Below are 13,341 nucleotides of genomic sequence, written 5' to 3' on the forward strand. Positions count from 1 at the left end.
TTCAATTCAAGACGGCAATCCTGGGCGTGGCAGGCTGAAGCCGTTAGCAACAGGGGCATACATAGGGTGAGAAAAACTGACATGAGCCATACCAGACCTGGGTGACTCATTCTGCCGTACCACGATCGGTTCATCTCTGTAGAGTCCGATCGCGCCATCCAGTCGTGCATTCGCTAAATTCGCACCGCTGAGATTGGCGTTGCTGAGGTTGGCACCGCTCAAATTAGCATTCAGCAGGTTAGCATCTCTCAAATCCGCACCACTGAGATTAGCATCTTTCAAATTAGCACCCACTAAGCGGCCATCGCATAGAGTGGCATTGGACAGATTAGCACCTGTCAAATTGGCATTTCCCAAATTAGCACCACCCAAATCGGCACCACAGAGATTAGCACGATTCAGATTAACTCCAATCAGATTAGCACCATCTAAATCCGCACCGCTCAGGTTGGCTTCGCTCAAATTGGCATTCACCAAGTTGGCAAATCCCAAGTCAGCGCCGGACAGGTTGGCATTATTCATCTGGCAATCAAAAAGGTTTAGCCCTTTGCAGTCCGCACCGCTTAAGTCAGCATTAACCATATTTGCCGAAACCAGGTTAGCAAAACTTAGATCGACACCGCTCAAGTTAGCACCGCTCAAGTTTACACCATTGAGATTGGCAAAAATCAAGTTGGCACCGCTCAAATCAGCACCACTCAAATTCAGCCTCGCCAAGGTTGCTTCACTCAAGTCGCCCCCCTGGCATTGTTTGGTTTCTAGCAATCTTTTGACGTGTACGCTATTTCCACCCATATGTCTGCCACTCTAGACCAAACCGCGAAATTTTTTTAGACTAAAACCCCTATCCATATTTTTTCACTTTTGGGGTGAGGGGTACCACCCCTCATTTGCTTTCCACATCATAAACAAAAATCTGCAAAATGGCTTGTGTTTATGTTGAAAACACAAGCCATCCTGTAGATAGTTGACAATAAGACTCAACTGTATGGATTGTCTGGTAACTCGCGCAACAACTTGTCAGCTTTGGATGTTGCCAAAAAAATAGTAGAGAGTTATGCACAAATCCTCTCTACTAAATACACAGGTGTTGGGTTTTCATCCGGATCTGGGGTAAGGCACCGGAAGCTACAGTCAGCTAACCAATTATGCAAAACTGACGGGTGTGGAGTACAGTTTCTCCGCAATCTGGAATCCAAGCTAACCACTCGCTCTCGGAAAGCTCACAAAGAAGTAGTGCTTCATCAAAACTGAACTGGCTGGGAAGCTCTAAAAGTTTTACCCATGTGGAAGGTTGAAGTTCCGCTGACAAAGGGGTCAGTTCGGTATCTACTGACCAATTACAGGGATGCAAACGGGATTTTCCAGCAACTTTCAGTTCGCAGATGTCGAGTTTCATAATCTTCTTGCCTCGGTAAGCAGCTTGCTGCCAAGCCTTTCCGATCGCCCAGCGGAACCCGATTTGGACAAACCCGATCGATCGACCCGGTTTCTCACCCTGTCCAGCATCAGTCTTGTTTGAACAGATCGCGTCCTTCGCGTTTCGACCGAAGCGGTCTTAGCTAATGGTTTAAAACGTTTTTATTTCTGTAACTTACGCTACAGAAATTTTTTCTCTTTAGTCAAGTAACTGTCTTAGAACTTAACAGTTGCGATCGAAATCCCTGTAAATCGGCGCAAACTGCACTTTCAAAGCAATATTTCCTTCCCCCAGTGAGATGAAATCTTGCTAGCTTGGAATATGAACAAGAACCGCATTAACGGTAAGGTAGTCAGCACCGTATTGCTTAGGCTGGCAAGCCATCTGTTCGCGGTTGAAAATGATTCTCTATACTGCGTTGGTAGTAAAGTGATGAGAATGTCGATGGAGGGAAAATTATATGCTTGGTTTGTACCAGCTATAACTCGGAAGCGATCGCACAATTTATCCAGTCTGACTGTGATATTAGGGTGAAAAATACATGACAGTTCTCGATTCCCACTTAATGACCTTTGAAAACGACGAACTTGTGCCACAATCTGCTCAACGGGTTGAACCGATCGAGCAGCTTTTGGCGATTGGCACCGCCCTTTCCAGCAGCCAGAATCTGGAAGAATTGCTCAACTTAATCTTATCTAAGAGCCGGGAAATTACTTGTAGCGATGCTGGCAGCGTCTATTTACTAGATCGGACTGACGCAATTCCCAAGCTGCTATTTAAGGTAGCGCAGAATGATTCTCAACCCAGTGCAACTTTAAACGAATTTGCCATGCCTCTGAGCCGTAAAAGTCTGGCAGGGTATGTAGCGCTTACGGGCAAATGCTTAAATCTGTCGGATGCCTATAATTTACCATCAGATGTTCCCTACCAGATCGACCTCAGTTTTGACCGTGACTTCTCCTACCGCACTCGCTCAGTTCTGGTGTTGCCAATGCAAGACCAAAATGGGGAAATCATTGGGGTGCTTCAGCTAATCAATCGTAAAATCAGACCCGATGCGATCGTCAATGCCGAAAATGTTGAGGAAGTAACTCAGCCTTATTCAGAGTGGGAAGAGAGGATTTTGCGATCGCTTGCTTCGCAGGCGGCTATCTCGATCGAACGCAATCAGTTGCAAGAAAGCATTGAAAACCTCTTCGAGAGCTTTGTCAAAGCGTCTGTAGAACTGATTGAAATGCGAGACCCGACTACTTCAGGTCATTCTGAGCGAGTGGCTCAACTGGTAGTTCATCTGACTAAAGAGGTCAATTCAGTTAGTACAGGTCTGCTAAGACAATTTTATTTTACCGATCGCCAAATTAAAGAAATTCGCTATGCCGCACTCTTGCACGACTTCGGGAAAGTCTGCGTCCCCGAAGCGATTTTGGGAAAGCGGAAAAAACTTTATCCCGAACAACTAGAGAGCATTCGTCACCGTTTTGCGCTCACTAAAAGAACTTTGGAATTGGAAACAGCTCAAGCTAAATACCAGTATTTGCTTAGGAAGCCCCTCCAGCATATTATGGGAGCTAGCTCTGAGGCAGCCTGTCCTTATTGCCAAGACATAGAAAAATTAGATACTCAGCTCGCTCAAGAGATCGAAAAACTCGATCGCTACTGGCGACTGCTAGTAGAGGTCAATGAACCAGAAACATTTGAACATGAGGAATTTCATGCTTTTTCTGAGGAAGCTCTCGCACAACTGACAGAACTATCTCAATACACATATCGAGACATCGACGGTCAGCTCAAGCCCCTAGTTTCGTTACAAGAGATGGCACAATTGATGATACCTAGAGGCAACCTCACTCCCGAAGAGCGTTTGGAGATCGAAGCTCACGTCACCCACACCTACACATTTCTCCAACGCATACCCTGGACAACGCATTTCAAAAACCTCCCCACGATCGCCTACGCCCATCACGAAAAGCTCGATGGCAGCGGTTACCCTCAAGGTTTGAAAGATAAAGACATTCCCATTCAAGCGCAGATTTTGACGGTTGCCGATATCTACGACGCCCTTACCGCCAGCGATCGCCCTTACAAACACAGATTGCCGGTGCAAACCTCCCTTGAGATTCTCCGACAAGAAGCCAGCAAAAACAAAATCAACAGCGATCTGGTCGATCTTTTCGAGCAACGCCAGGTTTTCGCAGTCCTGGGTCATTTCCTTGAGTAGGGGCTAGGAAGTCAAAAGTTTCTAATTTTTTGCAATTCTTATCCTTTGCCAAAATTTTCCCCACAGATTCCACAACCTTTCCACAAAGGAGTTCAAAATTTTCCACAGCGCTTATATAGTTTTCCACAGGTTGTCACGGTCGGATGAAGTGTTTCTGTCCATCTGGGGATTTTTTTGGCAAACGGTTCAGCATCTGGGGTATGCTGAGTTTTTATAAAGATATGTAACAAAATATAGGTCAAAAAGCTTATTGTTTCGTAGACATTTTGTTAATGTGAAGAATTTTGTAATATTTCGCATCATTGACAACCCCACCCCCAGATCGCAGACAATGATGCGGCTGACCGATCAGACGATCGGGGAATAAGGAAGAGGGGACAAGGCAATGGAACATAGGTGGGTGTCATTCTCTCTATTTGCCCTGCTCCCCCGCTTTCTAGCTTCCCCACTCTCCCCCCTTCTTTGGAGCAGGTGTCTATGAACACAACCGTTAGTATGCTGGCTGAAATCCCGGAAGTACTCCACGAATCGCTCAAAAGCTATTTGGAAACTCATCCAGACTGGGATCAAGACCGGGTTTTTGCTGCTGCTCTCTCTTTGTTTTTGCTACAAAACGGAACTGGAAACACCCCAGAAGCGTCGCGCAGCTATCGTCGGGCTGCCCAGGTATATCTGGAAACGCTTTTCCGCAATTCTGTTTAAAAGTCGATCGAAAATTTAACAGGAATGTCGGCAGAAGTCCCCAACTAAAATCTCTGATTTAGTTGGGGATGAATGACGACCAACTAACTCAGAAGCGAAGCTCAGATGTGAGTGAGTTGAAAAGCCATACCTGTCAAGCTTTCAGCCATAGTTGTCACCCCGTCAGGTCAAATCGTGCAGCCAATCAGCTTTGCTATGATTAAATTTGCGAAAAGCTGAAAATTTACTTAAGAATTCTGTTTGACCGAGCGACATCAATCTATAATCCAAAATCCAAAATCTAAAATCTAAAATTAATCAAATGCTGCACGTTTCTGGGCTAAATGTCTACTATGGCGAAAGTCACATTCTCCGCAATGTGGATTTGAGCATATCCTCTGGGGAAATGGTGTGCTTGATCGGACGCAACGGTGTGGGTAAAACTACTCTGCTGAAAACGATTATGGGTTTGCTCAAACCTCGTACTGGTTCGATTAATTTTGCGGGTGAGTCGATCGACGGTAAATCGCCGGACAAACGGGCAAAGTTGGGCATTGGTTACGTTCCCCAAGGACGGGAAATTATTCCCCGTTTGTCGGTGAAGGAAAATTTGCTGTTGGGTTTGGAGGCGAGGGACGATCGCAGGATGACTGGGCCACAATTGCCTGAGAATAAGCAGGAAATTCCAGAGGAAATCTTTGGGCTGTTTCCAGTTCTGAAAACGATGCTTTCTCGTATGGGTGGGGATTTGAGTGGCGGACAGCAGCAACAGTTAGCGATCGCTCGCGCTTTGATGGGACGCCCGCGCTTACTCGTACTTGACGAACCGACGGAAGGCATTCAACCTTCAATTATTTTGGAGATTGAGGCGGCTGTGCGCCGGATTGTTGAGTCTACAGGTATTTCTGTGTTGTTAGTCGAGCAACACCTGCATTTTGTACGGCAAGCCGATCGCTACTACGCTATGCAAAAAGGCGGTATTGTCGCTTCAGGGCCAACTAATGAACTCAGCCAAGATGTGATTCAAAGGTTTCTGGCAGTATAACTGTCAATTAACTCCGTTACAAAAGACTTACCCAAAGTCTAACCCCTCCCCGTGGACGGGGAGGGGCTGGGGTGGGGTGCAACGATGCTATCTTTGGGATTTAATCGATAAACTTATAAATATACAACATAATGAACAAAAAGTCAGCGTTAAAAAGTATGCTTTTTTGTTGTTGATTGCTGACAAAAAAATCATAATTGCTGTAAAGGTCGGATGACGTTTGGTTAAGTTAGTTGTATTACTGAAAATGTCAACAGCTATCTGCCTGCGATCGGGGTTATTTTGCTAGCCAAGTTAACTTGGTTGACGTTCACTCTTTCGTGAAGCGCGAGCCTAAATATATAGTGATATTAAAAAACGTTAAATCAACCATATCGGGGATTCCACAAAGACTCCAACCCAAAATTCTCATTTTTACCTTTGGCGCATCCCTACTGCCAGTGGTTTTGGTATTCGGGATAGCTTGGCGATTTGTGTATCAACCTCTGACAGATTTGGAAAAAACTCGACTTGACGATCAAGTCCTCGCTTTTCGGGGATTCACATCTGCTACGGGGAAGGGATTGCAAGATTTAGCTAACGGCTATGCAATCTGGACAGCTTTATATAATGCGGTACAGAAGCGCGATCGAGCTTGGATGAAGGAGGAGGTAACAGACCAACTGGTTTTTTCCACAGATGTGGATAACGTGCAGGTGGTGAATCGCTTTGGCGAAACTCTAGCAGAACGGGGAATTGCTTGGCGATCGATGGCGGTGCAAGAAAGGGTTGTTGGTGCGATCGCGAAGAAGAAACCATTACAGGAGTTAGTTACATATGACGATCGGCAGATGTTAATCTTGGTGGCAGCACCTATTTTTCAAAGCGACGGTAAAGGTAATTCACCCGGAACCTTGATTGTAGGTCAAACACTGAATGATGCTTGGTTGCGAAAGTTTTTGAATTTTTCCCAACCCACTACTAAGCTGGCAATTATTTCTCTGGATGGACAGTTAATGCTTTCGAGTATTGAAAAGATGAGTAGGGATACTTGGGAGGAAAATAATTTAACTGCGAAGGTGTTACCAGCAATTAAACTAGGTGAGTCGGTGTACCGCATGGAACCGGAATCCGGACATAATACGATCTACGCTCCCATTAAGTCTGGGGGTAAACCTGTGGCGATCGCTAAAATTCAGATTTCGTCCCAGTATTTTCAGCAAGCATCTTTAGTTCTCAATCGCGTAATTTGGATTGGCTTAGCGATGGCGATCGTATTATCGATTGCGATCGCTCGCCTGTTAGCAAGGCAAATTGGAGAGCCGATTAAACAATTAGCTCTTCGGAGCAAAACTCTCGCCACTGGGGATTTAGATTCACCCATTCCCGGTATTGATTCTGGCGGCGAAATCGGTCAATTGGCGAATGCTTATCAGGAGATGGCTAAAGCTTTAAAAACGCTCATCTGTAACTTAGAGCAACGGGTGGCAGAACGCACTCAAGAGTTAGAATTAGCCCGTCAAACTTTGGAAGAACGAGTAAAGGAACGAACTGAAGAACTTTGGCAAAAAAATCAGCAATTGCAGTCAGCCCATGACCAATTACAGCAATTAAATTTAGAAATATCCACTAAAGCCGAGCAACTTTCTCAAGCCCTGAAAAACCTTAAAAAGGCTCAAGTTCAATTGGTTCAAACTGAAAAAATGTCCAGTTTGGGTCAATTGGTTGCTGGGATTGCTCACGAGATCAATAACCCGATTAACTTTATCTACGCTAACCTCAGCTATGTCAATCGCTATACGCAAAATTTGCTAGATTTAGTAGATATTTACCAAGAAAACTATTCGAGTAATGAAATTGAACAAGTTATTGAACAGATAGAGCTAGATTTTTTAAGGATCGATTTGCCTAAAATTATCTCTTCTATGCAAAGTGGGGCCGATCGCATCAGTAAAATTGTCCTATCTTTGCGAAACTTCTCCCGGTTAGATGAAGCCGAGATGAAGCTTGTTAATATTCATGAAGGGCTCGATAGTACTTTGCTAATTTTACAAAGTCGTTTGAAAATGAACAAAGGATATACCGATATTGAATTAATTCAAAAATACGGCAATTTACCCCTAGTAGAATGCTATCCCAGACAGATAAATCAGGTATTTATGAATATTATTAGCAATGCAATTGATGAACTGGAAAAGCAAAAAGAACAACAAAATAAACAAATTACGATCGAAACAGAAGTGCAAACAGAAAATGAAATCCGCATCACAATTCGCGATAACGGTTCTGGGATATCAAGAGAAGTAAAACATAAAATATTCGATCCTTTTTTCACTACGAAGCCAGTTGGAAAAGGTACTGGTTTGGGACTTTCCATTGCCTACCAAATTATTGAAAAGCATGGTGGTTACATAGATGTAATTTCCGAACCTGGCTGCGGTGCGGAGTTTGCGATCGTTCTACCCATAAAGCAATTTTAACAAAGCTACTTCTTTAGGAGGAGGAAAATAAGAAAGCATATACTATAAAACGGCAAACGTTTCCCGATCGTGTAGAAATGTTTTATGAAACGTCTCTACAGCTTCTTTTAATAAAAAAAGCGATCGAAGCGGATGACCTAGCAGCCATCGATATTTCACACTTTGTTAGGATATAATATTTGTTGAGTTCGTCGCTAATTTATGCAGTCTTTCTCTGAGCAAATATCTGCTAACATTTCGGAAAAGCCAATTTTTAGCCGGGTTCTCAAACTGACGTCAAAACAGTCTTTATTTGTGTCCGACATTCTGATATACAACTATCATTGCAGCGAAAATATTTTAAGTTTTTTGGAAGTGTTAAGGCTCATTTCCACAGGCTCGGAAACAAAAATTGAAAATTCCAACATAAAATTTAATTTATTTGGCGAATCCAATCCAATTACTATTTCAGATTTTATCATTACTCCTAAATTGGGATTAATGCTTTGTTTCAAATCGGCGCAATGTTTCTTTTATTCTTCCCCAAAAAAAGATTCATCAGAAACATCCGAATTAACCTTTTCTACAGAAGACGACACAATAGTCGAACCTTACTTTTACGTCAAATTTACTCAAATGGACAAGTAAGTATGAACAGCAATTACAACTTTCCGCAAAAAAGATTAATCCCTCCAGAAACTTTGCCAGATAACTTGGAAGTTCCAGATAACACTATTTTAGTTATCCCAGACCAAGAGGTTTTCAAAAATCCTGATAATCTTAAAAAATTAGACCAAAAACGAGATTGGTTTACTCAGCACTTTTACTTTTGCCTTCCTTTGGCATTTGGGAATCAACACGGATTTGTTGTTGTCGCTACTTCCGATCTTGTGATTCGGTGGGATGGGACAAATAGCGTATCGGGATTGTATATCCATCAAATTGGAGACGTTCCTAACCCAAACTTTTTGGCAGTCAAATCTCATTTTGGATATGGAATTTTAACTGTTCATCCTCGCTATATGTTCCGGACTCCTAAAAATGTCAACTTAATGGTTAAGGAACCGCCAAATTATCCGGTGGACGGTTTAAGTTGGATGAATGCTGTTGTTGAAACTGATAATTTGCGACGGGATTTTACTTTTAATATCAAAGTTACAAGAGCTAATTATGATATCTATATAAAAAAAGGTATACCATTGGGTTGTATTGTACCATATCCAAGATATTTTATTGATAATTATAAGTTAGAAGAACTAACAGAGCCGGAACAACTAGAGGTGGTTCGCAAAACGATGCAATATTTTTCCAAAGAAAGAAGTGAGATAGACCAAGGTATGCCAGGATTGAGGTACATGAATGGCGAAGATATTTATGGCATAAAATTTGACCATCATCAAAAGGTTTTGGATAATGGTAAATGGTGGGAAGGAGTAAAAGATAAAACATAATATGGCAAAGTCACAGTCTGAAGGAAATTCCCAGCAGGAAAGCTTTGGTACTGCCAAAGTGTATATAAATAATGCCCAATCAATTCTCAACAAAGCGACGGGTTTTATCGATTATTACGACTTTACACTGAACCCTTATCGAGGCTGTCAGTACGGATGTAGCTATTGCTATGCAGCGGCATTTAGTCCCAATTCTAAAATGCGCCAAGATTGGGGTAACTGGGTGATTATCAAAAAGAATGCAGTGGAAATTTTGGAAAAAGAATTGCAAAAATGGCAGAATAAAAATCCAGATAAACCTGCCAGTATTTATATGAGTAGTGTTACCGATCCCTATCAGCCGATCGAATCCAAACAAATGCTAACGCGAAGCTTGTTAGAGACAATGGTGAAGTATCAACCTATACTGGTAATTCAAACTCGCAGTCCTTTGATTGCTAAAGATGTTGATATTTTACAACAGTTTCAGCGGTTGCGGATTAATATGAGCATTCCTACTGGTAGCGAACAAGTCAGGAAAGATTTTGAGCCGCGCACTCCCAGTATATCAGCTCGACTAAAAGCGATCGAAACCCTCAGATACAGCATTCCTTACCAAAAAGACCGCGATATCAGATTTTCCGTTACGATTACGCCGCTACTGCCTACTTTTCCAGAACATCAAATAGAGTTCATTCGCAAACTCGAAATTGTCGATCGAGTAGTAATTCAGGAATTTCACGCCACTCAAACTCGTTCCCTTGTGGCGGGAACGCGCCAAGAAGCAGAAACTATTAAGCAAAAATACTCTTGGTGGTACGATAACGAACGAGTAAACTATTTGAAGTTTAAGGAGAATTTAGTTTCTCTGCTCTCTGACATTGAGATAAAGGAAGGTAAAGAAGGATTTGGCTTCGAGTAATGCTATCCGCTAGACACTGAACATATCTGGACAACCAGTACATAAAGTGTAGAGATGGCCAGTCTCAGTTCAAAATTGGACTACGTTATTCAGGTCATGGCACCTACGAGTGCTTTCCAGCTTGTAGCTCTGCCGTTCAGTTTTAAACATTCCTATTTAGCTAAGAAAGTGAACTGAACCAAACAAGCCTAAGTAACATTGACGAGGAAACAATTACCTGAGCAATCAGAGTTTCAACTATGTCTAATTTTGTTTTTGTAATCGACACCAACAAGCGCCCTATTAATCCTGTTCATCCAGCACAAGCACGCCTGTGGTTAACTCAGGGTAAAGCCGCTGTTTATCGTCGGTTTCCATTTACGATCGTCGTAAAAACTGCATCAACACAAATAACTAAACCGATTCAGTTAAAAATAGATCCTGGGAGCCAAACTACGGGCATCGCATTGGTATCTGAGAATGCAGTTATTTGGGGTGCAGAACTAACCCATCGCGGTCAAGCAATTAAAGCTAATCTTGAGTCTCGGCGTTCACTGCGTCGAGGCAGGCGAAATCGTAAGACCCGTTATCGCCAACCACGGTTTTTGAATAGAACTCGTCCTAACGGCTGGTTAGCTCCCAGTCTTGAACACCGAGTACAAACTACTCTAACTTGGGTAAATAGACTGAGGAAATTTGTACCAATTACAGGCATTTCTCAAGAATTAGTACGGTTTGACACGCAAGCCTTAGTTAATCCAGAAATTAGTGGTACTGAATACCAGAGAGGTGAATTAGCAGGTTTTGAAGTGAAAGAATATTTACTAGCGAAATGGGGCAGAAAATGTGTTTATTGTGGAGCAGAAAATACGCCCCTAGAGATTGAACATATTTTGGCTAAAAGCAGAGGTGGGACGGATAGAGTTAGCAATCTTACCCTAGCTTGTCATCCTTGTAATCAGAAAAAAGGTAATCAGCCGATTGAGAAATTTCTGAAGCATAAACCAAGTATTTTAAGACAGGTTTTAGCTCAAGCAAAAGCACCATTAAAAGACGCTGCTACTGTGAATTCAACTCGGTGGAAATTATATCAAAGGTTGCAAGAGACTGGATTGCCAGTTTCAGTAGGTACTGGTGGTAGAACTAAATTTAATCGCGTTAAATTAGGTATCCAAAAGTGCCACTATCTGGATGCAGCCTGTGTGGGCGTGGTTGAGAAATTAACTTTGAAAACTACTAAGCCCTTACTGATTACTGCTAAGGGTTGGGGAGTGCGCCAAATGTCTACTACCAACAAATATGGTTTTCCCATAAAACACCGCACCAGACAGAAAGCTTTTTTCGGGTTTCAAACTGGGGATATAGTCCGCGCTATTCTACCGAGTGGAAAGTTTGCGGGCACTCACATTGGACGCTTAACTGTTCGAGCTACAGGTGTGTTTGAAATGGTGACGGCCAAGGGCAAGGTTAGCCCAGTCAGAGCTAAATACTGCCAAATAGTTCATCGAGTTGATGGATACAATTATGCCGCATAGTCCACATTTGTCCACTCATTCGGCGATTAGAGGCGATCTGATCGCAAATTGGTGGCGTTCTTATCAGTTCCGCACCGCCATCAAAAAAGGTAACCTACGTCGCGCAGAAGAACTATTACAAGAAATACAAAAATCGGGAGCGAGACTTTCATCGCTCGAAAAGTTATTTAAAGATAAGCTGCAACTCGAACAAACTACGCGAGATTACCGCCAACAAATTTCCGCACAATACCGACAGCTAAGTCAACTGCGTCAACAACTCGAACAGATAGAGCCGAGTCAAGCACTTGGGGAAATCCCTACCGATATATTAACACCGGAGCCGGAATTTATCGAATTTATATCCAAAAACTTTAAGTTTGTGGAGCATGATGAAAATATGCTCCAATGCACAGGGATCGATCGGCGGGTTTTTGATGACTTTGAGGAAAGCTTAGCTGATTTTATCAAAGAAGAGTTTAGCCAACAAAGTCGGAAAAAGAACTTCCATTTTTTACTAGATGATGCGATTAACGATATCAACAGATTAAAAGGTGGACAAGATCCTCAATATAGGTTTGAACTAAGTCCCCATATCTATTTGATGAGGTATTTTTTAGATAATGTTTATTGTGCCTATCTCGCTTGGTTTCTGATCTACAAATCTGGCTTATTACCATCTAAAATTAATATTCTTGATATTGCTGCGGGTCCAGGTACGATCGCTTACGGATTGGCGTTATTGCTACAAAGCAGTAATAGCTTTTTATCTGCGCCTCCTATGCACGTTTCCTACTACTCTCTGGAGCAACAGAAGTCTTTTCAGTATCGAGGATTGCAATTTTGGCGAAAATACATAGAGCCTCAAGAAAGAGCTACAAATGCTTACTTTCGATTTGATACTTGTAGCATTTTCGATTACGATAATCAGTCCGCCAGAATGCCGTTGAATTTCTTTAACTTGATAGTGATTTCTCACTGTTTCTTCTCTGACTCTGAAGCACGCGATAAATCTATAGTTGTTTATAAAGATATATTTACGAATTGCCTTAAAGAAAATGGTCATGTACTGCTGATAATTCAAGAAAAGAAGTTATTTAAGGCATACGGAGTTCGACAAATCGGAAGTCGAAATGAGGAAGAAAGCGTGGTAAAAAAATTCGTTGAAGAGCTTGGCTTGAATTTAGTATGGTACAAATACCTCACATCAAGATATAGAAGAGAGCCGATTACCGAGTTTGGAAGATTTGCACGAGAAAACTTACCTAACCAGAAATTTATGAGTCCGCTATTACGTCAATACTTCAAATTAAACTTTGACTTAAACTACACGCTTGATGATTACGTAATTTTGGCAAAAAAATGATGATAGTGTCATCATTAGCCATTAACTAATGACTAATGACTAATTATTAATGACCGATCATCCAAGGTCGGGTATCGTTATGCTTATGGTGATGATGATGGTGGTTATGGGAATTTTTAACTTGAGTGCGATCGACTACACGAGGTTCCGCACTTTGCTCAATTCTAGTCCGCAGAGAATTGGGCATCATCATCAAACCAGCTACCGAATAAATTCGTTTGGCAACAGTCTCGCAAATTGGGCAAAGCATCGGTTCGCTGGCTGCTTTCATACTCCGCCATTCTTCAAAAGTTCCGCAATTTTCGCACTTAAATTCGTAAAGAGGCAT

Annotated in this window: 13 protein-coding genes; 10 read left to right on the plus strand and 3 right to left on the minus strand. The window is 42.3% G+C overall.

Going from position 1 to position 13,341, the window contains the following annotated elements:
* Positions 1–6 precede the first annotated feature (6 nt).
* Together ACE1CD_RS12860 and ACE1CD_RS12865 are read right to left on the minus strand one after the other, a co-directional pair.
* Positions 7–795, minus strand: a complete 789-nt coding sequence (locus tag ACE1CD_RS12860) for a pentapeptide repeat-containing protein (RefSeq protein WP_374794434.1) — start codon at positions 793–795, stop codon at positions 7–9.
* A 343-nt stretch (positions 796–1,138) separates the two neighbouring features.
* Positions 1,139–1,399, minus strand: a complete 261-nt coding sequence (locus ACE1CD_RS12865) for a hypothetical protein (RefSeq protein WP_374794435.1) — start codon at positions 1,397–1,399, stop codon at positions 1,139–1,141.
* Positions 1,400–1,741: 342 nt separating this feature from the next.
* Between ACE1CD_RS12865 and ACE1CD_RS12870 the strand changes: the two genes are divergently transcribed.
* The 10 genes from ACE1CD_RS12870 to ACE1CD_RS12915 all read left to right on the plus strand — a co-directional run bounded on the left by ACE1CD_RS12870 (position 1,742) and on the right by ACE1CD_RS12915 (position 13,013).
* Positions 1,742–1,954, plus strand: coding sequence for a hypothetical protein (locus ACE1CD_RS12870; RefSeq protein WP_374794436.1), 213 nt, complete (start codon positions 1,742–1,744; stop codon positions 1,952–1,954).
* Between the two features lie 31 nt (positions 1,955–1,985).
* Positions 1,986–3,638 (plus strand): HD-GYP domain-containing protein, encoded by a 1,653-nt coding sequence (locus ACE1CD_RS12875; RefSeq protein ID WP_374794457.1) that lies wholly within the window; start codon positions 1,986–1,988, stop codon positions 3,636–3,638.
* A gap of 477 nt (positions 3,639–4,115) precedes the next feature.
* Positions 4,116–4,340, plus strand: a complete 225-nt coding sequence (locus ACE1CD_RS12880) for a DUF2811 domain-containing protein (protein WP_190462557.1) — start codon at positions 4,116–4,118, stop codon at positions 4,338–4,340.
* A gap of 301 nt (positions 4,341–4,641) precedes the next feature.
* Positions 4,642–5,364, plus strand: coding sequence for an urea ABC transporter ATP-binding subunit UrtE (gene urtE / locus ACE1CD_RS12885; RefSeq protein WP_374824502.1), 723 nt, complete (start codon positions 4,642–4,644; stop codon positions 5,362–5,364).
* Positions 5,365–5,804: 440 nt separating this feature from the next.
* Positions 5,805–7,823: an ATP-binding protein gene (locus ACE1CD_RS12890; protein ID WP_374824505.1), complete on the plus strand. Its 2,019-nt coding sequence runs from the start codon at positions 5,805–5,807 to the stop codon at positions 7,821–7,823.
* Positions 7,824–8,117: 294 nt separating this feature from the next.
* Entirely contained in the window at positions 8,118–8,450 is a 333-nt protein-coding gene (locus tag ACE1CD_RS12895; protein WP_374824508.1) for a hypothetical protein, read from the plus strand.
* Between the two features lie 2 nt (positions 8,451–8,452).
* Positions 8,453–9,253, plus strand: a complete 801-nt coding sequence (locus ACE1CD_RS12900; RefSeq protein ID WP_374824511.1) for a DUF6065 family protein — start codon at positions 8,453–8,455, stop codon at positions 9,251–9,253.
* A gap of 1 nt (position 9,254) precedes the next feature.
* A complete protein-coding gene (locus ACE1CD_RS12905; RefSeq protein ID WP_374824514.1) occupies positions 9,255–10,154 on the plus strand; it encodes a radical SAM protein in 900 nt (299 codons plus the stop codon).
* A gap of 239 nt (positions 10,155–10,393) precedes the next feature.
* Positions 10,394–11,668, plus strand: coding sequence for an RNA-guided endonuclease IscB (gene iscB, locus ACE1CD_RS12910; protein WP_374794442.1), 1,275 nt, complete (start codon positions 10,394–10,396; stop codon positions 11,666–11,668).
* Entirely contained in the window at positions 11,658–13,013 is a 1,356-nt protein-coding gene (locus ACE1CD_RS12915) for a photosystem II assembly protein (RefSeq protein WP_374794443.1), read from the plus strand. Before iscB ends, ACE1CD_RS12915 begins: the two co-directional genes overlap by 11 nt.
* 46 nt (positions 13,014–13,059) lie before the next feature.
* Here the strand turns inward: ACE1CD_RS12915 and ACE1CD_RS12920 are convergent, their stop codons facing one another.
* Positions 13,060–13,341 (minus strand): FmdB family zinc ribbon protein, encoded by a 282-nt coding sequence (locus ACE1CD_RS12920; RefSeq protein ID WP_374794444.1) that lies wholly within the window; start codon positions 13,339–13,341, stop codon positions 13,060–13,062.

This window comes from Aerosakkonema sp. BLCC-F183 (assembly GCF_041929145.1).
GTDB lineage: Bacteria > Cyanobacteriota > Cyanobacteriia > Cyanobacteriales > Aerosakkonemataceae > Aerosakkonema.